Annotated in this window: 15 protein-coding genes, 2 tRNA genes and 1 riboswitch; of the genes, 6 read left to right on the top strand and 11 right to left on the bottom strand. The window is 62.1% G+C overall.

The window, feature by feature from the left end; genetic code table 11:
- Nucleotides 1–76, top strand: a tRNA-Gly gene (locus PG892_RS04860).
- A 554-nt stretch (nucleotides 77–630) separates the two neighbouring features.
- On the opposite strand, the gene PG892_RS04855 is transcribed toward PG892_RS04860, so the two are convergent.
- The 3 genes from PG892_RS04855 to PG892_RS04845 form a co-directional block, all read right to left on the bottom strand.
- Nucleotides 631–840, bottom strand: a complete 210-nt coding sequence (locus PG892_RS04855) for a cold-shock protein (RefSeq protein WP_005297820.1) — start codon at nucleotides 838–840, stop codon at nucleotides 631–633.
- A gap of 293 nt (nucleotides 841–1133) precedes the next feature.
- Nucleotides 1134–1793, bottom strand: coding sequence for a LysM-like peptidoglycan-binding domain-containing protein (locus PG892_RS04850; protein ID WP_010675484.1), 660 nt, complete (start codon nucleotides 1791–1793; stop codon nucleotides 1134–1136).
- A 99-nt stretch (nucleotides 1794–1892) separates the two neighbouring features.
- The gene (locus tag PG892_RS04845) at nucleotides 1893–3995 is read right to left on the bottom strand and encodes a methyl-accepting chemotaxis protein (protein ID WP_223916038.1); all 2103 of its coding nucleotides are present in this window, start codon (nucleotides 3993–3995) and stop codon (nucleotides 1893–1895) included.
- A 263-nt stretch (nucleotides 3996–4258) separates the two neighbouring features.
- Between PG892_RS04845 and gltX the strand changes: the two genes are divergently transcribed.
- Both gltX and PG892_RS04835 read left to right on the top strand, forming a co-directional pair.
- A complete protein-coding gene (gene gltX / locus PG892_RS04840) occupies nucleotides 4259–5674 on the top strand; it encodes a glutamate--tRNA ligase (protein WP_223916036.1) in 1416 nt (471 codons plus the stop codon).
- Between the two features lie 383 nt (nucleotides 5675–6057).
- A tRNA-Ala gene (locus PG892_RS04835) sits at nucleotides 6058–6133 on the top strand.
- Between the two features lie 615 nt (nucleotides 6134–6748).
- Here PG892_RS04835 and PG892_RS04830 read toward each other — a convergent pair.
- Nucleotides 6749–8890: an ExeM/NucH family extracellular endonuclease gene (locus tag PG892_RS04830; RefSeq protein WP_270825186.1), complete on the bottom strand. Its 2142-nt coding sequence runs from the start codon at nucleotides 8888–8890 to the stop codon at nucleotides 6749–6751.
- Nucleotides 8891–9183: 293 nt separating this feature from the next.
- Nucleotides 9184–9267: riboswitch (cyclic di-GMP riboswitch) on the top strand.
- 112 nt (nucleotides 9268–9379) lie between these two features.
- Between PG892_RS04830 and PG892_RS04825 the strand changes: the two genes are divergently transcribed.
- Complete coding sequence (locus tag PG892_RS04825) at nucleotides 9380–12418, top strand: glycosyl hydrolase family 18 protein (protein ID WP_373870862.1); 3039 nt, start codon at nucleotides 9380–9382, stop codon at nucleotides 12416–12418.
- A 397-nt stretch (nucleotides 12419–12815) separates the two neighbouring features.
- On the opposite strand, the gene PG892_RS04820 is transcribed toward PG892_RS04825, so the two are convergent.
- From PG892_RS04820 to PG892_RS04790, 7 genes are all read right to left on the bottom strand, one after another.
- The gene (locus tag PG892_RS04820; RefSeq protein WP_042014300.1) at nucleotides 12816–14051 is read right to left on the bottom strand and encodes a tetratricopeptide repeat protein; all 1236 of its coding nucleotides are present in this window, start codon (nucleotides 14049–14051) and stop codon (nucleotides 12816–12818) included.
- Nucleotides 14052–14062: 11 nt separating this feature from the next.
- A complete protein-coding gene (locus PG892_RS04815) occupies nucleotides 14063–14698 on the bottom strand; it encodes an energy transducer TonB (RefSeq protein WP_010675477.1) in 636 nt (211 codons plus the stop codon).
- Between the two features lie 16 nt (nucleotides 14699–14714).
- Entirely contained in the window at nucleotides 14715–15122 is a 408-nt protein-coding gene (locus PG892_RS04810; RefSeq protein ID WP_010675476.1) for an ExbD/TolR family protein, read from the bottom strand.
- A gap of 66 nt (nucleotides 15123–15188) precedes the next feature.
- Nucleotides 15189–15716 (bottom strand): MotA/TolQ/ExbB proton channel family protein, encoded by a 528-nt coding sequence (locus PG892_RS04805; RefSeq protein ID WP_045525714.1) that lies wholly within the window; start codon nucleotides 15714–15716, stop codon nucleotides 15189–15191.
- A gap of 10 nt (nucleotides 15717–15726) precedes the next feature.
- Nucleotides 15727–17100: a MotA/TolQ/ExbB proton channel family protein gene (locus PG892_RS04800; protein WP_010675474.1), complete on the bottom strand. Its 1374-nt coding sequence runs from the start codon at nucleotides 17098–17100 to the stop codon at nucleotides 15727–15729.
- Complete coding sequence (locus tag PG892_RS04795; protein WP_010675473.1) at nucleotides 17097–17861, bottom strand: DUF3450 domain-containing protein; 765 nt, start codon at nucleotides 17859–17861, stop codon at nucleotides 17097–17099. The genes PG892_RS04800 and PG892_RS04795 overlap by 4 nt, the downstream gene beginning before the upstream one ends.
- Nucleotides 17862–17963: 102 nt before the next feature.
- On the bottom strand, nucleotides 17964–20570 hold the full coding sequence (locus PG892_RS04790; protein ID WP_223916032.1) for a TonB-dependent receptor plug domain-containing protein: 2607 nt from the start codon (nucleotides 20568–20570) through the stop codon (nucleotides 17964–17966).
- 739 nt (nucleotides 20571–21309) lie between these two features.
- Here PG892_RS04790 and PG892_RS04785 point away from each other — a divergent pair.
- On the top strand, nucleotides 21310–22335 hold the full coding sequence (locus PG892_RS04785; RefSeq protein WP_010675471.1) for an ABC transporter permease subunit: 1026 nt from the start codon (nucleotides 21310–21312) through the stop codon (nucleotides 22333–22335).
- 2 nt (nucleotides 22336–22337) lie between these two features.
- Complete coding sequence (locus PG892_RS04780; protein WP_042865049.1) at nucleotides 22338–23381, top strand: ABC transporter permease; 1044 nt, start codon at nucleotides 22338–22340, stop codon at nucleotides 23379–23381.
- The last annotated feature ends 50 nt before the right edge of the window (nucleotides 23382–23431 follow it).

Here is a 23431-nt window from a genome sequence, read left to right as displayed (position 1 = left end):
GCGGGAATAGCTCAGTTGGTAGAGCACGACCTTGCCAAGGTCGGGGTCGCGAGTTCGAGTCTCGTTTCCCGCTCCAATCTCTCTTCGAACCCTTCGAATTCAATCTCTCCCCCAAGTACACGAATCCAGTTTCTCAGTACCATCACTGCCGCGTCCTGTTGGTAGAGCATGATCCGCGCTTGCCAAGGCTGGGGTCGCGAGTTCGAGTCTCGTTTCCCGCTCCAATCTCTCTTCGACGTTCTCATAATCCCTTTGAATTGCCCATCACATCGCGCTGCGATGATTTGTCGTATCCGGCGTTTGCCTGATTTCTCTCTTCCCCGCACATCCCAAGTCATAAGACCAAGATGTATTGCTTGCTAATAGCCTCCCGGAGATCGGGCACAACCCTTTGCGGTCGGCTAACAGGCTTGGCAGGGCCTGAATGACAGACAGTGGCTCGGTGTAAGTTAAAACCGGGGCATTTAACCAAAACTCATCATTTTGATTTATAGCGGCTGGTGGCGGCCATAAACGGCTTGCAGGTGGGGATGGCAAGCCCGGCAAGAGCTCTGCCGATCGGGGAGGGGAAATCGCGGGCAAAAAAATAGGAGGGGCGATGGCTCCTCCTACGGGTTCACTGGCGCTGGCTCAGATAACGGTGACGTTCTCGGCCTGAGGGCCTTTTTTGCCCTGGGTCACAGTGAACTGGACTTTTTGACCTTCAGCCAGGGTCTTGAAACCTGCGCTCTGGATGGAGGAGAAGTGAACGAAAACGTCCGGTCCCTGGGATTGCTCGATGAAGCCAAAACCCTTGGTTTCGTTGAACCATTTTACTTGGCCGGTGCGAATGTCAGACATGTGGTAAGTCCTATCTATAACAAAATGAAACTAAGCCTGGTTGGGCAGCATTTGCCTGGAAGTCAGGGGTTGAAGCATGACTGACCACGTCTCTTTGTCCCAGTAGCATGTAGCACAATCCCTGTCTAAAGCCTGACCGATTGTACTGGAGCCCGATCCCTTGTCAATTTGGCACTTTTCATTTTTTGAGCGAGCTAAAAGTATTGTGAAGTCAGCAGCTTGTTTCATGCTTCACATCAAAAAAATGGGAGGCCATGGCCTCCCGTCTGCATAAGGGGGGGTGGTCGAGCCCCCTATTCCTTGAGGGCGAACCCTTCCCCCTGGCGGTCGTAGCGGTAGCTGACCTGACCGAGAGAGCGGACCTCGACCCGCTGGATGCGGCGGCTGGTGTCCACCAGGATGAACACCGACTTGCCCGACTGCAGCCGGGTCAGCGGCCTGTCCGGCCCTTCGATGGCGATGAGCCGGCTGAGCTCGGCCCCCGGCAGCTCGAACTTGCGGAAGATGGAGTAGAGGGTTTCACCGGCCTGCACGTCGTGCTGCAACCAGGTGCCATCCACTTTTTCCTCGACGGGCTTGGCGGCCTGTGGCTCACCGGCGTTGCCGACGGTCAGGGCCTGGGCCGGCACGGCCAGGGGGACCGCCAGAGAGCCTGACGGCGCCGTGGTCGGGGCGGCGGGGGCGGGCTCCCAGGCCAGCACCAGCAGCCAGAGCGGGATCAGCACCAGCAACCCTATGGTGTGTTTGCGGGGCAGGGGGCTTGCCAGCTTGAACGAGGCCGCCTTCGGCTCCTTGTTGCGCTGACCCAGGCCACTCATGCCCTGGCCGAGACGCTGGCGCAGGGGCAGGGTAGCCGCGTTGATACGTTGGAGCAGGGTTCCTTGTGATTCGTCTTGGCGACGCTGCTGGGCTCGTCTGTTATGGCCACGTGGGCGACGGTCCGGGGTGGGCACGGCATTTACCTCTCACTACATTGCCTGCCATCAGGCAAATATGCCGCCTATGGTAAACGGACTCGTCCCCGAGGGGGAGAGTCCGGAGCATGAAAATTATCAGCTGAGACGAAACTGACCCAACAATTGCTGCAAACGTTCCGCCGCCTGACGCAAGGCCTGACTGGCGTTGGCCGTGCTGGTGGCGTCCCTGGCGATGTCGTTGGCCAGTGCGCTGGTTTTTGACAGATTGCCGGAGACAGTCTCGGAAACCGAGCTCTGCTCCTCGGCGGCGGAGGCGATCTGGTAGGTCATGTCGTTGATGGTGGCGATGGCCTGGAAGATGCTGCCGAGGGCCGCCTCCGCCTGATCCGCTTCCCCCACCGCCTGATGGGTCAGCTGCTGGCTCTGCTGGATGGCGTTGACCGCGTTGGTGGAGCTGTGGCGGATCTTGTCGATCAGCTCCTGGGTATTCTGCACCGCCTGCTGGGTGTTGCCCGCCAGCTTGCGCACCTCGTCGGCCACCACCGCAAAACCGCGCCCCTGCTCGCCGGCCCGGGCCGCCTCGATGGCGGCGTTGAGTGCCAGCAGGTTGGTCTGATCGGCGATCCCCTGGATGACGGTGAGGATGCTGGTGATCTGCTCGCTGTCGTGAGCCAGCCCTTCCACCACTTCGGCGCCCTTGCCCGCCTCGGCGGCCACCTTGTGCATGGAGTGGATCACCCGCTGGAAGCGTACCTTGCCCTCGTCCGCCGCGCTCTGGGCCTGCTTGGCGGAGTCGGCGGTGTTGTTGGCGTGGGTGGCCACCTCCTGGCTGACATAGGACATCTCCTGCACCGCGGTCAGCATCTGCTCCATCTCGGCCTGATGATGCTGCAGGTTGCTGTCGGTCTGGCCGGCGATGCGATCGGTGTCCCCGGCGTGGCGATGGACCTCGCTCGCGGTCTTCTGCACATCTCCGAGCAAGGCCTGCAGCTTGTCGATGAAGCGATTGATGCCCCGGGCCAGGGCCCCCAGCTCGTCCCTTGAGCGGCTCTCCAGACGCTTGGTGAGATCCCCGTCGCCGTCGGCGATGTCATCCACCAGGCTGACCATCTGGCGGATGGGGCCCGTGATGCTGCGGGCAATGACCAGCATGGTGCCAAGGGCCAGCACCAGCACCAGCAGGGCACCGATGAGCTGTTGGGTCATGGCAGCGCGGTTCATGTCGGTGAGCTGGCGTGCCAGCTCGTCCGCTCCCGCCAGCACCACCTTGTAGGGCAGGGTGACGATGATGGCCCAGTTGCGGGCCATACCGGGCACCGCGATGGGCACCGAGATGCGAAACGCGTCGGTGAGCTCCTGGCGCTGCACGTCCGGTTTGAGGTACTGCTGCCAGCCGTTGCCGAGCACCTTGTCGGCGCGGCTGCCGAGCAGGCTGGCGTCGCCGCTGGTACCGGTGATGACACCGGCGGCGCTGACGATCAGGGTTTCCCCCTTGCCGTCATAGATGTTGCTGTTGAGGGACTGGGCCTTGCGGCTGATGGAGTCCACCGCCAGATCCAGCGCGGCGATGCCCTTGAACCGGCCATCCACCAGGATGGGGGTGGTGATGGTGCTCACCAGCACCTGCTGGCCGTTGATGTCCACCTTGAAGGGATCGATGAGGCAGGGGCGCCCCTCCCGTTTCGGGCAGGCGTAGTAGTCGTTGGCCGGGTTGCCGAACTCGTCCGGATCGCTCTTTTCGATGGAGAGCAGCAGATCGCTGCCGATCTGATCCTTGTCGCGGTAGAAGTAGGGAACGAAGCGCCCCTTGTCGTCACTGCCGAGCGCGCTCTGGCCGGCGAAGCTTTCGTCCTGGCCGTCGAAGCCGTTGGGCTCGAAGCCCGCGAAGGCGCCATAGAGCTGAGGCTCCAAAGCAAGCTGGGCCTTGAGCAGGTCGGTGGCTTGCTGGCGATCCAGCGGCAGCTTGCCCTCCTGCTGGCGGGCGAAGACGCTGGCCATCTGCTGGGTGTAGGAGAGCCCCTTTTGCAGCAGCTGGGTGATGGTGGCGGCCTCGGCACGGGCGTTGGCGCTCACCTTCTGCCACGCCTCCTGTTGCAGGGCGGCGCGGCTGGAGTCGATGGTGAGCTGCTGGGTCTGCCGGCCTGAATACTGGTTGAGCAGGATCAGGATGACCAGGGCCGTGGTCATGGCGACACCGGCCAGTACCAGAATACGATTCTGGATAGAACGAAACTGCATCGCGCGTTCCTTGTATCGTTGAGGGTTCGTTGACGGGGTGACTGAAGTATCGGCTGCGCGGGAGATCTCTCCAGCGACCTCGCCTAGCTAAGCGGGAAAAAAGGGAAAATTCTGAGACATCACTCTAAAACAGCGGTTTTTGCGGGAATAGACCCTATTTTCCCCTCTGCCTCGCCATGGTTTTCCCATCCGTCATTGTCGGTGCTAAAATGCGACGGTTTTTTTAACGAATTGGCCCAAGGCCCTCTACACAAGGCTTAAAGATGAAAGTCAAAACCCGTTTTGCTCCCAGCCCGACCGGCTTTTTGCATGTCGGCGGTGCCCGTACCGCACTCTATTCCTGGTTGTTTGCAAAGAACCAGGGCGGTGAGTTTGTGCTGCGTATCGAGGATACCGATCTGGAACGTTCCACTCAGGAGGCCATCGACGCCATCATTGAGGGCATGGAATGGCTGGAGCTGAACTGGGATGAGGGCCCCTACTACCAGACCAAACGCTTCGATCGCTACAACGGCCTCATCGACGAGATGCTGGCCGACGGCCGCGCCTACAAGTGCTACTGCTCCAAAGAGCGTCTGGAAGCGCTGCGTGAAGGCCAGATGGCCAACGGCGAGAAGCCCCGCTATGACGGCAAGTGCCGGGATGGCGCCCACGATCACCCGGCCGATGCGCCGCACGTGATCCGCTTCCGCAACCCGACCGAAGGGTCCGTGGTGTTCGATGACCACGTCCGTGGCCGCATCGAGTTCGCCAACACCGAGCTGGACGATCTCATCATCCGCCGTACCGATGGCGCGCCGACCTACAACTTCTGTGTTGTAGTCGATGATTGGGACATGGAGATCACCCACGTGGTGCGTGGGGAAGACCACATCAACAACACCCCGCGCCAGATCAACATCTACAAGGCGCTGAACGTGCCGGTACCGGAATTTGCCCACGTCTCCATGATCCTGGGTGACGACGGCGCCAAGCTCTCCAAGCGCCACGGCGCCGTCTCCGTCATGCAGTACCGCGACGACGGTTACCTGCCGGAAGCGCTGCTGAACTATCTGGTGCGTCTGGGCTGGTCCCACGGCGATCAGGAGATCTTCACCCTGGACGAGATGATCAAGCTGTTCAGCCTGGATGCCATCTCCAAGTCCGCCTCCGCCTTCAACACCGACAAGCTCTTGTGGCTGAACAACCACTACATGCGTAGCCTGGATCCGGCCTATGTGGCCAAGCACCTGGCCTGGCACATGGAACACCAGCAGATCGATACCAGCAATGGCCCGGCGCTGGCTGACGTGGTCACCCTGCTGGCCGAGCGCTGCAACACCCTGGTCGAGATGGCCGCCCAGAGCCGCTACCTGTTCGAAGAGTACGAAGCCATTGACGAAGCCGCTGCCAAGAAGCACCTGCGCGGCGTGGCTGCCGAGCCGCTGGCGCTGGCCAAGACCAAGCTGGCGGCCCTGGAGACCTGGACCACCGAGGCGCTGCACGAGCTGATTGAAGCGACCGCCGCCGAATTGGGTCAGGGCATGGGCAAGGTCGGCATGCCGCTGCGTGTGGCCGTCACCGGTTTGGGCCAGTCTCCTGCCATCGATGCCGTGATGGCGCTGGTGGGCAAGGAGCGGGTCCTCGCCCGCATCGACCGCGCCCTGGCGTATATCGAAGCGCGCATGGCCGCCGAGTAAGCTTGCCGCCGCACATTGCCGTCACCGGTCTGGGGTAATCTTTCCCCTGCCATCGACGCCGTGATGGCGCTGGTGGGCAAGGAGTGGGTCCTCGCCCGTATAGATCGCGCTTTGGCGTATATCGAAGCGCGCATGGCCGCTGAATAAACATCGGCCATGGCATGAAAAGGGCTCCCTGACGGGGGCCCTTCGTATTTTGGCCTCAAGCGGATTTGCGACGTAAAACAGCGACATAGAGACGAGGTTGGCGGTAAAAACAGCTAACTGCCTGAATTTTGACTAAACGCTCCAGTGGGCGAGAATTTTGGGTTGACAGCAAAGCGGGTGATGCCTATCATGCGCCTCCGTTGCCAGAGATAACTTTGGTAGCGCCGAGGTGAGTTGGGGTTATAGCTCAGCTGGGAGAGCGCTTGCATGGCATGCAAGAGGTCCGCGGTTCGATCCCGCGTAGCTCCACCATCTTTCGCAAGAAAGCACCAAGGCCACCGCATCGCGGTGGCCTTTTTGTTTGCCTGTCATTTGGATCTCCCATGATCTCGCCCTTTGCATTTGTCTGGCAAATGGCGTTTCACCCTGTCCGCGAGGACGTCAGCGGCCCTGGCCGCCGCTGACGGGGGGGAGGGTGGGGATTGGCGCCGATGCCGCTATGGCCACGGCGCGGGCTGCACGATGCCATCCTCTGCCGCGTGGCGGTTGGCTCGTTCGGCAGCCTGCGATGGCGCTTCACCCTGTCCGCGAGGGCATCAGCGGCCCTGGCCGCCGCTGACGGGGGTGAGGGTGGGGATTGGCGCCGATGCCGCCATGGCCACGGCGCGGGCTGCACGATGCCATCCTCTGCCGCGTGGCGGTTGGCTCGTTCGGCAACCTGCGGGATACGCTATCCGGCCCCTGATGTCAGCACCGGGTTTCCCCGTCGGCAGGGTGCCAGCCCCCTGGGAAAGGGGTGAGGCGGGGCAACAGGGCATTTATTCATCCCATGATGTGGCCTTTTACATTTGTTTTTCAAATGGCCTTGGCACAAAAAAAGCCCGCGATCATCGCGGGCTTTGCACCTGGCATCGAGGATGCCGCGTCTTAGCGACGACGCCGCCAGGCGAGCGGCAACAGGGCCAGCAGCAGGGCGCCCATGGCGCCGCCACCCCCCTTGCTCGCTTCCTTGAGCTTGAGGTCAACGATGACGGGGTCGTGGTCCGAGGCGCTGAAGGGGTTGTCCGACTTGATGAGATCGCCGGTGTAGGCGCTGCCATATTCGAACAGGTTGCTCTCGAAGGAGTTGATGTGCCAGTCGGCCACCGCCACCACCTTGTCAGCCAGCGCCGGGTTGGCGAGGGCGTAGTCCAGGGTGCCGAGCTCGGCCTCGTAGCTGTAGGAGATGGCCTTCTCCTGGTTGAACTTGACGTTCAGATCCACCAGGCCGTAACCCTTGGCCACCGTCTGGCCCATCTGCTCATAGGGCTTGCCGCCGATGTAGGTGTGGGAGGCGGAGCGGATCTGGCGCTCCCCCGCGACCGGCACATAGTCGGTCAGCACCCGGATGGGATCCTCCTTGGCGTAGGAGTTGAAGTCCCCCACCAGCAGCACCTGGCCCGGCATCTTGCTCACCGCCTCCCCCAGCACCTTGGCGGCGCTCACCCGAAACTCGGTGCACTTGCCCTGCAGATCCGCAGGCTCCGTCTTGCCATCCCCATTTTCATAGCAGCCCGACCCCTTGGACTTGAGGTGGTTGACCACCAGGGTCAGGGGGGCGTCGCTGCCCGCCACAGTGAAGCGCTGGACCAGGGAGTCCCGCTGACCGGCGCTCTTGGTGACGCCGCCCGTGGTGTAGCGCTGCTGGGGCAGGGGGATGACGTCGGCATCCCCGCTCGGGGTGAGCAGGGCGGGGCGGTAGATCATGGCCACCATGATGGCGTCGCCGCCAAAGAAGCGATCCTCCGTGAGCAGGGCCTTGGGCAGGGTGACGAAGGCGTAGTGCTTGCTCGCCTCCTTTTGCCTGGCGTTGAGGCTCTCCACCAGATCGTGGAGGGCGGCGTGCTCGTCAAAGCCGTTGTTCTCCATCTCCATCAGGCCGAGCAGGTCGGCGTCCATCTCGGTGATGGCGTTGACGATTTTGGCGCGCTGCAACTGGAACTCCTCCAGGCTCTTGGCGCCGCGGTTGCAACCCTTGGCGCTGTCCGCATCCGCCTGATCCGCGCAGAGCACGTTGAGGGCGCCCCCCACTCTGGAGTGGCTGGTGAAGTAGTTGAGCACGTTGAAGCTGCCGATGCGCAGGTCAGTGCCATCCAGGCGGGCCGGGGCGCTCTGGCGGTCGTTGTCGCCGGTGCGAAGCAGATCCCCCGCGGTGATGGTCTGATCCCGGGGCACGATCAGGCGGTACTCGTTGTAGCTGTAGCCGACCATGGCCTCCAGATTGACCGGGGCATCGCCGATGCGCAGGTAACCCTGCTCCGGCTCCCAGGCGGGCAGCCAGGGGAGCTTGCCGTCCCCCGCCTTGACGTCCGACTCGAGGAAGACCCGGTTGCTGGCGTTGGCCTCGGCCAGCGCCACGGCCTCGGGGCTGCTCGCCACATGGAGCTGGGTCGGCTTCATCAGCGGGGCGCCGTGAGCGAGCACCAGGTTGTTGCGCCGCGCGGCATAGTCGTAGCTGAAGTTGCGGCTTATCTTGAGGGCGCTGTCGGCGTCAAGGCGTACCCGCATCCCTTCGTGACGCTCCAGGGCCCGGGCCAGGGTTTCCCCCTCCAGTACCCGCAGCGCCGTGGCGGCCGGGGCGGCGCCCTGGGCCAGGGTTGTCAGGCGCGGCGTGCTGCCGTCAAACAGGGGCTTGAGCTGGGTGTGGCCGTAATACTCCTCGACCTTGGCCTCCAGACAGACCAGGGCGCCCGGCTGGATGTCCGGGTACTTGCTGGCGAAGTTCTTGTCGTTGAGGTAGACGAAAATGCCGTCCGACGTCTCGGGGTTGCCGTCCCCCTGCACATCCAGCAGGTAGAAGCCCTTGTTGAGGCTTTCCCCCAGACCCGAGACCACCGCCTTGACCGAGACGCTCTGGGCGCTTTCGAACTGATCGTCCGGGACGAGGGGGCTCTTGTCGCCACTGCCCTGGATGGCGGGGATGGGGGTGAGGGCACTGTCGGCCGGGCAACTGAAGCCGGCGGCGTAGAGAGACGGGGACGCGAGCGCGAGCCCCACGGCCAGCGACAGCAGGGTAGGTGTTCCTTTCATGGGTATTCCTTTTTTTATTTTTGCCAGTGTTTCCATAGCCTTGGCATCGTGGCCAAGGGCGCGCATTGTCACATTTCTGGCAGCTCTGACCAGTGAACCAACGCACATTATGAGGAGACAAAGGAGCCCATCTGCCATTTTTTGACGTGGCTAACAGTTTGATATTGATGATCTATTTGTCATCAGGTGGGAGCGAAAAGTGTGAGGCGGCCAGCATTCACATATTTTCCTTCGAGAATAAAGATTGAGCAGTGGTCACTTGCTTCCTATACTCGAGCCGTTCCTCACGGAACCCAGGCAAAGGGCAAACCGGCAGTGATGCCGGGACGCAAAGCCTCCGATCTGTCCCATCCGGGCCAGACAGCGGGGTTACCCAGGGTGACTTGAGGGTTTGTGGCCCGTCCATGGCCTGTTGTCGCTCCCTTGTTCCCTGTTGCGATTGCGCTTTTCCCGGTATTGAAGCCAAGACAAAACAAGGAAGATAACAATATGCAACAGATCTTGAGGCCCAGCAGGCTTGCCATGCTGGTCGCCCTTGCGGCCGTCCCTGCCTGGGCGCAGGCTGCTTACCCCGCCTATCAGGCCGGCACCGCCTACAAGGCTGGCGACATCGTCAGCAACGCAGGCGCCCTCTATGAATGCAAGGAATTCCCTTACTCCGGCTGGTGCGGCGCGTCCCCCTATCACTACGCCCCCGGGGTGGGGGTGGTCTGGGCCGATGCCTGGAAGCTGTATGGTGGTGAGGTGCCGCCGCCGGCCCTGGTCGTCGCCATCGGCTCCCCCGCCGTGGGTGCCAGCGTCAGCGAGGGGGCCAGTGTGGCCCTGGCGGTGACGCTGAGCGGCCCGGTCACGGCGCTCGCCCGGGTGGAATACCTCATCGACGGCACCCTGGTCGCCACCGCCACGGCTTCTCCCTGGAGTGCCAGCTGGTCTGCCGCCGGTGCGGGCAATCACGCCCTCAAGGCCCGGGCGCTGGATAAAGACGGCAAGGTGCTGAGCGAGGCGGATTCGAGCTTCAAGGTCGCCGCCGTGGTGGCCCCGGAGGCGCCCAGGGTGAGCATCGCAAGCCCGGCCGCCGGCGCCAGGGTGACCCTGGGCCGCGCTCTCACCGTCAGCGGCAATGTCACCGACGCCAATGACGACGTCGCCAAGGTCGAGCTGTTCGTGAATGGCCAGAAGGTGGGCGAGGACACCAGCGCCCCCTGGCAGCTGAGCTGGACGCCCCAGAACAAGGGGCTGACCGGCCTCAAGCTGGTAGCGACCGACAAGACCAACCGCTCTGGCGAGTCGGCCCAGGTGGACGTGCAGGTGGAAGAGGCGGCGCTGCCCCCTACCGGCGGCAACCTCTCCTGCGACGTGCGCCAGATCTACCGCGCCGACGGCAGCGAGTGCATGGGGGATGACCACGGCCGCCGCGTCATCGGGTATTTCACCTCCTGGCGCACCGGCAAGAACGGCCTGCCCGCCTACCTGGTGAGCGACATTCCCTGGGACAAGATCACCCACATCAACTACGCCTTCGCGGCGGTGGACGAGCAGAGTCACACCATCAAGGTGGATGACGCCGCCACCAAGCTGACCTGGAACGGGGTGCCGGGCGCCGAGATGGATCCGGAGTTTGCCTATCAGGGTCACTTCAACCTGCTGTCGAAGTACAAGAAGCAGTATCCGGACGTGAAGACCCTCATCTCCGTCGGGGGCTGGGCCGATACCCGCGGCTTCTACGCCGCCACCACCAAGGGCGACTGCTCGGTCAACACCGCCGGCATCAACGCCTTTGCCGACTCGGCCGTGGGCTTCATCCGCCAGTACGGCTTCGATGGGGTGGATATCGACTACGAGTACCCCACCTCCATGAAGGATGCGGGCAACCCCAACGATTTCCCGCTCTCCAACCAGTGTCGCGGCAAGCTCTTTGCGAACTATGAAGTGCTGATGAAGACCCTGCGCAACAAGCTCGACAGCGCCGGCACCGAGGACGGTCGCAAGTACATGCTGACCATCGCCTCGCCGGCCTCGGCCTACCTGCTGCGCGGCATGGAAAACTTCCAGGTCACCCAGTACCTCGACTACGTCAACCTGATGACCTATGACTTCCACGGTGCCTGGAACCACTTCGTCGGTCACAACGCCGCCCTGTTCGACAACAAGGCGGATCCCGAGTTGTCCCAGTGGGGTGTCTACACCCAGGCCCAGTTTGGCGGCATCGGCTATCTCAACTCCGCCTGGGCGGCCCACTACTTCCGTGGTGCCCTGGCGGCGGACAAGATCAACATAGGGGTGCCCTATTACACCCGTGGCTGGCAGGGGGTCACCGGTGGCACCCACGGTCTGGGTGGCAAGGCGGCGCTGCCGAGCCAGAGCGATTGCCAGCCGGGCACCGGTGGCAGCACCATTCCGTGCGGCAACGGGGCGGTGGGCATCGACAACATCTGGCATGACCTTGACAAGAACGGCAAGGAGATTGGCGGTGGCGCCGTGCCCATGTGGAATGCCAAGAACCTGGAGCACGCGGCCAGCCTCGGCATCACCACCCTGCCGAGCTACGGCCAGGCCTGGGGTCTGGATCCCAACAACCCGGCCCACGTGATGCAAGGCCAGTATGTGCGTTACTACGACGACAAGGCCCATGCGCCCTGGCTCTGGAACGAGCAGAAGAAGGTGTTCCTCTCCACCGAAGATGAAGAGTCCATGGGTCACAAGCTCGACTACATCGTCAAGCGGGGCCTGGGGGGCGCCATGTTCTGGGAGATGGCGGGGGACTATGACTTCGACGCCGCGAAGAACGAGTACGTGATGGGCAGCACCCTCACCAGCCTTGCCTACGAGAAGTTCAGCAAGGCCGACAAGGCGGCCCTGAAGCAGAATGATCTGCCGGCGCCGGCTGCCCAGCTCGACATCGGCGTGAGCCTCTCCGGCTTCAAGGAAGGGGACTCCAACTACCCGATCAACCCGACCCTCAAGCTCACCAACAAGTCGACCCAGACCATACCTGGCGGCACCCGCATCGAGTTCCTGGTCCCCACTTCCACCTCAGACACCATCACCGACCAGAGCGGCATGGGACTGAAAGTGGTGGAGAGCGGCGGCAACCAGAACTCGGACGGCATCGCCAATGAGAAGGACTTCCACAAGGTGGCTCTGACGCTGCCGGCCTGGAAAGCCTGGACGCCGGGCACCGACGTGGAAGTGGCCATGACCTACTACCTGCCGGCCGCCGGCGTGCCGAGTGGCATGCGCCTGATTGCCGGCAGCCAGACCATAGGCCTGAAGTCCGACTTCCCGGCCCTGGCCGAGGCGGTGCTGGGCAGCAGTGGCGGTGGTGACGGCGGCAGCGGTGGCACCACCTGTGCCAGCCAGAACGTCAACCCGGCGGACTACAACGCCTATCCGACCTGGCCGCGCGGGGATCACGCCAATGGCAACGACCGCATGACCCACAACAAGGGGGTGTGGCAGGCCAACTGGTGGACCAGCAGCGAGCCCAAGGCGGGCGATGGCAGCTGGAAACTGATATGCAGCTACTGAGTTGTCCAGGCTGCTATACCAGCAGCGAACTCAGAGTGGGCGACGGCAGCTGGAAGCTGGTGTGCAGCTACTGAGTTGTCCCGGCTGCTGTACCAGCCGCGAGCTCAGAGCGGGCGACGGTAGCTGGACGCTGGTGTGCAGTGACTGATGACCTGTTGAAGGGGTTGCCCCCCTCCCAACGCAACGATCCAATCCGGAGCCCAGGCTCCGGATTTTTTTGTGCCTTGTATCAGGAGAAGGAGGGGGAAAAGGGCAGGGGAGTGACCATAAAAAAGACCGCTCCGAAGAGCGGCCAATTGCCACCAAGGCAATCTGCGGGGTGACCCCCTTGTCGATGTGTCGCGGCCCGGATGCCGAGTCGGGGAGATCCCCGCCCCGCCAGCCGGGCCGCGCAGCTTTATTGGGTGACGGCGCCGCCCTGCTGCTCTTTCAAGAAGCTGATCCAGGGGGAAGCGCGACCACTGACATTGCCATTCTGGGCGGCCTGAGTGAAGGCGGAGAGCGCCTCCTTGGGCTTTTGCTGCTCAAAATAGGCGACCCCGGTCAGGAACTTCAAATCCGCCCGCTGCTCGCCGCTGGCGTTGGCGGCAGGCTTGGCGGCGAAGGCCACCAGATCCTGGTAGCGCTTGCTCTGGATCATCATGCGCGCCATCTTGAGCTGCAGCTCGGCATTGGGGGCCAGCTTGTAGGACTTGGCCAGGGTGTCGATGGCCGGGTCCAGCTCCTTGGCCTGATGCCAGTAGTTGGCCAGCGTCTTGTAGTTGGCCGCGGTGCTCTCGATCTGCCCCTCCTTCATGGCTTTCTCCATCACGCGGGCGGCGCGGTGGGGAATGCCGGCGAAGGCGAGGTAGTTGGCGAGCCGCTGCAACTCGTTGGCTTCGGTCAGCATGCCGAGGTTGTAGGCCCCTTCCAGTGCCGCCAGGGCCTTGGCATCGTTGCCCGCCTGCATGTGCATGGCCGAGAGCTGGGTCCAGTACTTCTTCTTCTCCGGGTAGCGGTCCACCAGGGCGGTCAGCACCTCGGTGGCCGGCTTGTACTGTTTCAGCTCGTAGTGGGCCGCCATCTTCAGCAGGTACCAGGACTCCGGCGCCTTGCCCGCGGAGAGCTTGATCGCGTTGTCCACTGCTGGAATGGCTTCCCTGTACTGCTTGAGCTGCACATGGGCGTTGGCCAGGGTGATGTAGGCGTGCGGGGTCGGCTTCTCGTCCTTGCCGAGGTTTGCGAACCACTCCTTCATGGTGTTGATGGAACCCTTGAAGTTCCCCTCCGCCATGTAGAGCTGGGCCAGGTTGTAGCGCACCTGCTGGGCCACCGGGGGCGGCAGGCCGCCGGTGGCGATGGCGTCGGCGAAGTACTTGGTCGCCTGACCGTACTTCTCCTGCTGCGCCGCCACGAAGCCCAGGGTCTGCAAAATGACCCCCTTGTCGTAGACCCGCTCGCCAGCGCCGGACAGCGCCTCCTGCAGCTTGGCATTGGCCTCGCCGTATTTCTTCTCGGTGATCAACGCCTGGGCCTTGTTGACCGCGCGGTAGGCGCGGTCAGACAGGGCGGGTTGTTCGGCGGCCCAGGTGGCGGTGCTGAGCAGCACCGCCATGGCCACCGGGGCGAGGATCAGGGTATGTAACTTTTTCATCGCCACCCTCCTTAGTTGGTCGCAAACTCGATCTCTTGCTGCATGCGACTGGCCTGCGGCTTGCCGTCCACCATGGCCGGTTTGAAGGTCCACTTGGCGATGGTCTGGCGCGCCGCCTTGCCGAGGTCATAGCTGCGGGGCTCTTCCTTGACGATGCGGATGTTGCTCACGGTACCGCGCTCGGTGACGGTGAACTCCACCAGCACCTTGCCGGACGCAAGACCGGCCAGGGCCGCCTTGCGGGGCATCATGGGCTCGAAGGTCGCCATCGGGATGGCGCCGTTGTTGCCGCCCATGCCGCCGCCACCGCCGCCGGTGCTGTAGGCACCCAGGGCGTTGCCGCCACCGATGTTGACCGGGATGTCGAGTTTGGGCATGTCCATGGGGGAGCTGTCCATCTTAGGCCTGTCCGTGCTCGCCACCTCCATCTCGGGCGGGGGAGGCGGGCGTTTCGGGGGCGGCGGTTTGGGCAGTTCCCGTTGTTTCTCTTGCAGGGTCTCCTGAGGCTTGAGGCGGATGAAGTCGGTCATGGTGACGTCCTCCCGCTCCGTCAGCTCCCGGTGATCCGGCGTGATGAGCTTGTTCATTCCCAGGAACAGGAAGAACACCACCACGCAGGAGACCGCTAACGATATCAGGTATCTCATGGCATTCGCTCCGGCATCAGCTGCTCTTGTCGGCGGCGATGGAGATGTTCTGGACACCGGCCATGCGGATCTGGTCCATGACCTGCACCACCAGACCGGAACGGGATTCGCTGTCGGCCTGGATCACCACGGCGCTCTCCGGGTTCTCCGCCCGCAGCCGCTCGATGTTGGCACGCACCGCGCCCACTTCGACGATGCGCTTGTCGACCCAGACCTGGCCGTTCTCGCGGACCGCGACCATGATGTTCCCCTTCTTCACCGTCTCGGCCGTGCTGGCGCTCGGGCGGTTGATCTCCACGCCGGACTCCTTGACGAACGAGGTGGTGACGATGAAGAAGATCAGCATGATGAACACGATGTCCAGCATGGGGGTCAAATCGATGGCCGCCTCGTCAGCACCGCTGTCGCTGTGACGTTTTCTCATGGCAAAAACTCCTTGCTTGTTCTGTGCCCCGGCGGGCATGGCCCGGCCGGGGATGTGCATCCTGCATCAGCCGTGTTTCAGGTTGTCTTCCAGCTTTTGCACGGCCAGCTTGGCCTTGTGATCGAGCCGGCTGACAAAAAACAGGCCGGAAAGGGCGGCAATCATGCCCGCCATGGTCGGTACCGTCGCCTTTGAGATCCCCGAGGCCATCGCCCTGGGGGAGCCGGTGCCGGTGATGGCCAGGGTATCGAACACCTGCACCATGCCTACCACGGTCCCGAGCAGCCCCATCAGCGGGCAGAGGGCGATCAGCACCTTGATGACCGGCATCCCCTTGTCCACCGCCATGGCGACCTGGGAGACCAGCTCGCGGCGGATCTGCCTGGCGGACCAGGAGAGGTGATCGGTGCGGGCCAGCCAGGCCGTCTTGGTCTGTTTCACCTGCTGGGGATAGACCGCCATGAAGTAGAACCAGCGCTCCAGCAGCAGGGCCCACATCATCAGGGTCAGGAAGAACAGGGCGACCAGCACGTCGCCCCCCAATCCCAGAAACCGGCGGACCGACTCGACTTCTTCAATCAACCAGAACCACATGGGTGACTCCTTAGGCTGCGGCTTTGGCGGCGTGCAGACGTTCCTGATAACGGGCAACGAAACCGGCGCTCTGCTCTTCCAGTACCTGGATCAGACGGCGGCTCTGGGTCTGCACGATGGTGTAGAGGAACAGCATGGGCACGGCCACGACCAGACCCTGCATGGTGGTCACCAGGGCCTCGGAGATACCCCCCGCCATCAGCTTGGGATCGCCGGTACCGAACAGGGTGATGGCCTGGAAGGTGGCAATCATCCCGACCACGGTACCCAGCAGGCCCAGCAGCGGGGCGACGGAGGCGATCAGCTTGATGAGGCTGATGCCCTTCTCCAGCTTGGGCACGTTGCGCAGGATGATCTCGTCGAGCTTGGATTCCAGATCCTCGATGTTGTCACCCCGGTGATCCTGGTAGGCACCCAGCATCTCGCCGATGGGGTTGCCCTTGATGATCTGCTCGGATTTCAGTTGCTTGCGCATGGCGCCGCCGATGAGGGAGAGACGGGCACCGCAGAACAGGGCCAGCAGGGTACCGATGACACCCAGCGCCAGGATCACGTAACCCACGGAGCCACCCTGATCGATGCGCTCCTTGAGGGTTGGCGATTGCACCAGCAGGGAGAGGATCACGCCGCGGGACGGGTCGATGAAGATGGGTTCGACGCTGCCGCCACCCTGTTCAAACTTGGCGACCGGTTCCAGCACCGCGTTCTCGGGCTGGCGGGAGAGTTGTTCGAACTTGCCGGTCTCCGGCACGAAGGTGAGGTACTTGCCTTCGGAGACGGTGTTGAACTCGCCGATCTGGGTCACGGTCTTCTGGGCCTGGTTGCCCTCGCCGTAGACCACGGTGGCCGGGATCTGGCTCACCTTGCCACCGTCGACCATGCGGCTGAGGGTGGTGGTCCAGAAGGCGGTCAGGTCATCGCTGGAGGGCAGCTCCTTGCTCTCGGCCAGGCGAGTTAGCAGGGCAGTCTGCTCGGGATGTTCGACCCGGCGGGCGGAGGCGTTGAAGATCCCCTTGAATTCACCGGCGAACTGGCGCAGCACGCCAAACATCTCGCCCATGTTGCCGGAGCGCTGGCGCAGGGTTTCGGTCAGCTCGGTGAGCTGCTTGTCGTTGGCATCGAAGGTGGCCTTGAGCTTTTCGCCCCTGGCGACTTCGGCGGCGAGATCCGCCTTGGCCTTGGCGAGCAGGGCCCCTTGTTCGTTCTTGTCAGCCAGGAAACGGGCTTCCCGCTCCTTGTTGAGCTGGGATTCGCTGGTGCTGGCGGCCTTGACCTGATTGAGCAGGGCGTTGAGATCCACCGGCTTCTCGGCGGCGGTCACCGGCAGGGTGACCAGGGTAGCGCCCGCGATCAGCGAGGCGATGGCAAGTTTGATTCCTTTCATGATGCTTTCTCCGCAGTTTGAACCGGCAGCTTGATGAGGGCGGGGGGCGCCTGCTTCTTCGCGATGCGAAGGCCTTGTTCAACCGCACTGCGATACTCCTGGGGCAGTACTTCCCACTGGCGGGTCTTCTTGTTCCACATGCCGGTCTCGTTGCCATCCGGGGACTGGTAGAGCAGGGCGATGCGCCCGACCCGCAGGAACTCGTAGGTCTTCTCGTCCCCATCCTTGTCCAGGCTCGCCTTGTAGGCTTCGATGGTGCGGCTGAAGCCCTCCTCGATCTGGTAGGCCTCGAGGATCTTGCGGTACTTCTCGGAGATGGTGACGTCGGCCCGGTTCATGAGATCGGTCAGGGCCGCCACGCGGTCCTCACGCTCCACCTTCTGGAACGGCAGGTCCAGGGAGACGAACTGCTCGAGGGAGTCGATCATCTTGAGCATCAGGGGCACCACTTCGGTGCTGGTCTGGTCGATCTGGGCGATCTGCTTTTGCATGGAGGCGAGTTCGGCGCTCTGGGAGTCAACCATCTTGCCCACTTGCTCGTTGTAGGCGCGCAGGCTGTCCACCTGGCGCAGGGCGGCCTTGTACTGGGCCAGGGCAGACTCGGCAGACTCGGCGTAGCTGTCGATCTTCTGCTGGGAAACTTTGGATGCATTGTCGGTGGCGGCTTGAGCGTCCACGGCCTGACCGGCGGTGGCGGCACTCAGATTGAAGCTGGTCAGCAAGGCAGCCGAAATCAGGCTGCCGAGGAGCGCTTTCTTCATTGTAATTGTCCTTGTCTTCATAGGATTACCCTATCTCCGTAACTTCCTTGGGACCTTGGGCAAAGCCGGCCCGAACGGGCCGGCTTGTGGTTTGCTGGTGGATTAGAACTTCTGGCTGTAGTCGAGGTAGTAGATGCGACCGTCGATGCTGTAGAGCTCGTCGTCATAGGTGAAGCCATCGCTCTCGAGGGACGGGCCCACGTTGAACATGTTCTTCACGCCGACCTGGATCTTGCCGTTCCAGGGCGCTTCCACACCGACGTTCAGGTTCCAGGTGGTCTGGGACGCGATGTGGCCCACTTCCTCACCGGTATTGGCGATGTAGTCCTGGCTCTGGGAGTCGATGTAATTCGCACTCAGGTAGGTATCCATGTTCCACCATTGGGGAACGTTGATACCCACACCGGAGCTGAAGCGCATCTGGGGCAGACCGTTCTGGCCGATCTTGTCGATGACGGGACCACCGGCGTACAGACCTTCCTTGTATTTCAGGATGTAGGTACCGCCCAGGTCATAACGCACGGTGGCGTAGTTCAGGTCGTAGGTGTAATCCACCTTCAGGTCGAGGCCGGAGGTCTCGAGGGTCCCCAGGTTGACCATGGGAGCGATGGCGCTACCGATCTTGCCCTGGCTGTTGCGGGTGATGCTGCTGGAGCTGCCGCTGTTCAGTTCGTCATAGATGAGAGACTGCAGGGAGTTCAGCTGGATCACGTCCTCGATCTTGATGGTGTAGTAGTCCAGGGAGAGGTTCAGGTCATCCACCGGGCTGTAGGCCACCCCGAAGTTCCAGGTGTCCGCGGTCTCTTCCTTCAGAGCCTCGTTGGAGGTACGGGTGGTGGTGTACTGGCGGTTCGGGCAGTCTGCCGCGGAGATGCCGTTGGCCTCGCAGTAGACGTAATCCTTCGCCCAGTCGGCGGACTCGGAATCAGCCGAGTAGAGATCGCTCAGGCTGGGGGCGCGGAACGAACGGGACCAGGAGGTGCGCAGCATCAGGTTGTCCAGCGGCTGGTAACGCAGGCTCGCCTTGGGGGAGAAGGCGCTGCCGAAGTCGCTGTACTTGTCGAAGCGACCGGCCACGTTCAGCTCGATCTGCTCGGTGATGGGCACCAGGGACTCGATGTAGGCGGCAGTCACGTCGCGCACGCCACCGGAGGAGTTGCCTGCGGAGCCGATGATGTTGCCGGCTTCGGACTGGGCGTCGTACTTGTCGGCATAGACCCAGTCGTTGTACTCGGCACCGGCGTACCAGCTGACCGGACCGGCGGGCAGTTCACCCATGTCCCACTGCACCCCGGCGTACCACTGGTAGAAGTCCATGGTGGAGCGGCGGCTGGTGTCGGCCGTCATCGTCTTGGTGCTTTCTGCATCGAACTCACCACCGACGAACTTGCCGTCGGCGATCGCCTGCTTGGCGGCGGACTTCAGCACGTAACCGGTGCCGTTCTCCTTGTTGTCGGTCTTGGAGTACATGTAGCCGGCGTTCCACTGCATGTCGCCGACGCTTTCGGTGGCGATGGTGCCTTCGAAGCCGAGGTTCATGCTGCCGGTGGTGTCGGTGACATAGTTGTCACGGGGACCGATGTTGCTGAAGCGGTAGTAGGCGTAGGCAGCCTCACCCAGACCCTGGGTGGCGGCGGCATCCAGGCCGTTGTCGGCGAAGAACTGGGCGTTCTTCGGGTTGGCCGGGTCAATGGTGAAGGCACCGGCGGCCGGGGCGAAGCGGCCGAAACTCTCGACCCGGGAGCCGATGATCTGCGGCACGAAGTCCACGTTGTCGTTGATGTGGTAGCGACCGTTTACGTACAGGGTGTCACGGCTGCGGGAGGCCGTGGTGGCCGCGACCTGGCCGTAGTTGAAGTTACAGCCGCCCTCGAAGCCGACGAAGGGCTCCTTGCATGAGCCGTCGGCATTGGTGGCGCCGGCCAGGGGGCCGTATTTCCAGATGGGGTCGCCGTTGGCGTCAAGACCCGTGATCCCCTCCACGTTGCGGCCGTAGGCGCTGGGGGAGTCGTTGCCCTGCTTGGCAAGATAGTCCCGATCGCGACTGTAGATGACGTCCTTCTTGTCGTGCTCGTAGACCGCCATCAGGGAGCCCTTCTCGCCGGCCACCCCTGCCACGATGGAGCCGCTCTTCTCGTCGCCGCCCTCTTCGCTCGGGGAGCCAATGCGGCCCTGGAAGTCCAGCCCTTCGTAGCCCTCTTTGAGCACCACGTTGATCACGCCACCAATGGCGTCGGAACCGTAGATGGCGGAGCCGCCGTCCAGGTTGACCTCGACCCGCTCAACGGCGGCCATGGGGATGGTGTTGAGGTTGATGGAGGTGCCGCCCATGGTGGGGGAACCCGCTACCCGCTTGCCGTTCAGCAGAACCAGGGTACGCTCGGAACCCAGGCCGCGCAGGCCGACGGTGGATTGGGACTGGAAGGAGCTGCCGGAGGCAGGGGAGACGCCGCCAAAGGAGTTGTAGGAGGCTTGCTTGAGGTAATCGGCGACGGTCTGCTGACCGGATTGCTCAATTTTCGCCTTGGTCACGGAGACGACCGGGGTGGCGCCTTCCACATCGACCCGGGAGATCCGGGAGCCGGTGACCTTGATTTTTTGCAGTTTTTCTACGTTCTGGCCCTCTTCGGCCAGGACAGGGGTGGCCACAACTGCCGCGCTCGCCAAGGCAAACGCTACGGCAGCAGAGAGTCTGCTTTTCCTAAGCATCGCTAGTATCCTTCCTGATTGTTTATTGTTTGCTTCCATTACCGCCCTCGTTGGAGCGGTGCGTAAGGCTTATCAAGGTTTGGTGATGGACGTCAAATGGAGCGGCGGGGATGGGGGCAGTAGAGGGAATTAGATGGGAATGTGCACTTGATGGAATATTTTTGGCGTTTTATTCCGTAAATGCCGCGTCAACTTATGTAAAGATGTTGTTAAGTTCGATTTTTACAATTTTATTGATTATTTTTGAACTTATCGATAAGTCGCTTGTCACTCCAGTGTCGATATCGAGAAAACGGTTTTTTGCAGTATTTTCATCTGCTTTTGTGGCGAGAGCCTTTTCCGGGGAACGGAGGGTGGGGGCGGCTATCCCTCTTCTTTTATAGGTAAATGAGAAAATAACCCGACTTATCCTTAACTTGTTGATTTTGTTCTGCTTGGTATGGATTAAAACACCTGTGTAATTAATTTTTTAATAATTAAAATCGAGTTGGACGGGTAGGCGTAGCAGTTTTTTATATTGAAGTTGGGTTTTTTGGAAAAAATCATCCGCGGGATATGCTGCGGGGGGACATTCCTGGTCGCAGACAGGGTTCTACTTGATTTTTGTTGCAGAGCTTTTACAGTGACCGAGCTGGATTGTCTGTCAATGCCAGTCAATTCAGTGAGTAATGCCAGGTAAGGATAGGCCCGTCACCGGATGTGACTGGCCATAAAAGAACAACAAGGACGAGGTTCCACCATGCTGTCGTATTTCCTACGTCGGATGCTTTTGATCATCCCGACGTTTCTCGGTATCACCCTGCTCGTCTTCACCATCACCCGCTTCGTGCCGGGCGGCCCGGTCGAGCGCATGTTGCTGCAGGCGCAGGTCTCGCAAAACGAGTCAGGCCGCTCCAGTGGCAGCAAGGGGGCGCAGGCACTCTCCGACGAACAAATTGAAGAGCTCAAGGCGTTCTACGGCCTCGACAAGCCCATGCTGGTCGCCTACTGGGACTGGTTGCAGAAGCTGGCGGTGCTGGATCTCGGGGAGTCGACCCGTTATTACGAGCCGGTGTGGGATCTCATCAAGGAGAGGTTGCCGGTGACCGCCTTCTTCGGGCTCGCCACCTTTCTGCTGAGTTATGCCGTCTCCATCCCGCTCGGGGTGGCCAAGGCGCTCAGGCACAACAGCCGCTTCGATTCCCTGAGCTCCATGCTCATCTACATGGCCTATGCGCTGCCCGCCTACGTGGTGGGGATCTTCCTCATCACCGTCTTTGCGTTCCATCTGGAGTGGCTGCCCATGGGGGGCTTCCCGGGGGACGAGTTTGACGGGATGGAGAGCAGCTGGGATCAGATCCGCACCGTCTTCGCCCACGCCCTGCTGCCGCTCATCGCCTACGCCATCGGGGATTTCGCCATCCTCACCATGACCATGAAGAACAGCCTGATGGAGAACCTGTCGGCGGATTACGTGCGCACCGCCGTGGCCAAGGGGTTGCCGTTTCGCAAGGCGGTGACCGATCACGCCATGCGCAACAGCCTGATCCCCATCGCGAGTCACTTAGGGTCGGTGCTCACCGTCTTCTTCGGGGGCTCCTTCCTCATCGAGACCATCTTCAACATCGACGGCATCGGCCTGCTCGGTTACGAGGCCATTGTCGAGCGGGATTACCCCACCGTCATGGGCATTCTGGCCATCACCTCCATGCTGATGCTGGTGGGCAACATTGTCTCCGACATCTGCGTTGCCCTGGTCGATCCCCGCGTGCGGTTTGGAGAGTGAGCATGAACCTGAATCCGGTAACTCTGAAAAAACTCAAGCGCTTCAAGTCGATAAAGCGCGGCTACTACTCCTTTGTCATCTTTTCGGTCCTGGTGGTCATCTCTCTGCTGGCAGAACTGCTGGTCAACAGCCGGGCCCTGGCGGTGAGCTATCAGGGGGAGCTCTATTTCCCCACCTATGGGGACGTGATCCCGGGCCAGCACTTCGGGCTCGACTACGAGTACGAGACCAACTACCGCCAGCTCAAGAGCCAATTTGCGAAGGAAGGGAAGGGGGATTGGGTGTTGCTGCCCCTGGTCCCCTGGAACCCCTATGAGCAGGACTTCAAGGAGGAGGCCTATCCGCCCTATGCCCCGAGCCTGGTGGAGCGCCACTTCCTCGGCACCGACACCAGCGGTCGCGACGTACTGGCACGGCTGGTCTACGGCTTTCGCATCGCCATCGGCTTTGCCTTCATCGCGCTGGTGGCGAGCTATGTCATCGGGGTCAGCATCGGCTGCATGATGGGGTTCCTCGGCGGTCGATTCGATCTCCTGATGCAGCGTTTCATCGAGATCTGGTCCCAGGTGCCCTTCCTCTACGTCATCATGATCCTGGTCTCCCTGGCCAAGCCGAACTTCGGCCTGTTCGTCGGCATCAACGTGCTGTTCGGCTGGATGGGGATCACCTGGTACATGCGCACCCTCACCTACAAGGAGCGGGCGCGGGACTACGTGATGGCGGCGCGGGCCCAGGGGGCGAGCACCAGGCGCATCATCTTCAACCACATTCTGCCCAATACCCTGATGATGATCGTCACCCTGGCCCCGTTTGCCGTGGTGGGCAACATCTCCACCCTGACGGCGCTGGACTACCTGGGCTTTGGCCTGGCGCCGCCGACCCCGAGCTGGGGGGAGCTGCTCTCCCAGGGTATCAACAACCTCGACGCCATCTGGATCGTGAGTTCGGTGGTGGCGGCGGTGAGTCTGGTGCTCATCATGGTCTCCTTCATCGGGGAGGCCATCCGGGAGGCGTTCGATCCGCGCAAATTTACCCGTTATCAGTGAGCGGTGGCGCCTTGCCAGGGCACATCGACAGGACCCTTAATGAAGACGCC

This window comes from Aeromonas sp. QDB68, from assembly GCF_027707405.1.
GTDB classification, from domain to species: Bacteria; Pseudomonadota; Gammaproteobacteria; order Enterobacterales; family Aeromonadaceae; genus Aeromonas; species Aeromonas caviae.
Note: the sequence above shows the minus strand (reverse complement) of the source record. Positions and strands in the feature narration are given on the sequence as shown.

Coding starts and splice junctions, on each gene's coding strand:
- PG892_RS04780 (WP_042865049.1), top strand. CDS start 22,338: ATGAACCTGAATCCGGTAACTCTGAAAAAACTCAAGCGCTTCAAGTCG.
- PG892_RS04820 (WP_042014300.1), bottom strand. CDS start 14,051: ATGAAAAAGTTACATACCCTGATCCTCGCCCCGGTGGCCATGGCGGTG.
- gltX (WP_223916036.1), top strand. CDS start 4,259: ATGAAAGTCAAAACCCGTTTTGCTCCCAGCCCGACCGGCTTTTTGCAT.
- PG892_RS04855 (WP_005297820.1), bottom strand. CDS start 840: ATGTCTGACATTCGCACCGGCCAAGTAAAATGGTTCAACGAAACCAAG.
- PG892_RS04805 (WP_045525714.1), bottom strand. CDS start 15,716: ATGTGGTTCTGGTTGATTGAAGAAGTCGAGTCGGTCCGCCGGTTTCTG.
- PG892_RS04845 (WP_223916038.1), bottom strand. CDS start 3,995: ATGCAGTTTCGTTCTATCCAGAATCGTATTCTGGTACTGGCCGGTGTC.
- PG892_RS04815 (WP_010675477.1), bottom strand. CDS start 14,698: ATGAGATACCTGATATCGTTAGCGGTCTCCTGCGTGGTGGTGTTCTTC.
- PG892_RS04790 (WP_223916032.1), bottom strand. CDS start 20,570: ATGCTTAGGAAAAGCAGACTCTCTGCTGCCGTAGCGTTTGCCTTGGCG.
- PG892_RS04800 (WP_010675474.1), bottom strand. CDS start 17,100: ATGAAAGGAATCAAACTTGCCATCGCCTCGCTGATCGCGGGCGCTACC.
- PG892_RS04785 (WP_010675471.1), top strand. CDS start 21,310: ATGCTGTCGTATTTCCTACGTCGGATGCTTTTGATCATCCCGACGTTT.
- PG892_RS04830 (WP_270825186.1), bottom strand. CDS start 8,890: ATGAAAGGAACACCTACCCTGCTGTCGCTGGCCGTGGGGCTCGCGCTC.
- PG892_RS04810 (WP_010675476.1), bottom strand. CDS start 15,122: ATGAGAAAACGTCACAGCGACAGCGGTGCTGACGAGGCGGCCATCGAT.
- PG892_RS04795 (WP_010675473.1), bottom strand. CDS start 17,861: ATGAAGAAAGCGCTCCTCGGCAGCCTGATTTCGGCTGCCTTGCTGACC.
- PG892_RS04825 (WP_373870862.1), top strand. CDS start 9,380: ATGCAACAGATCTTGAGGCCCAGCAGGCTTGCCATGCTGGTCGCCCTT.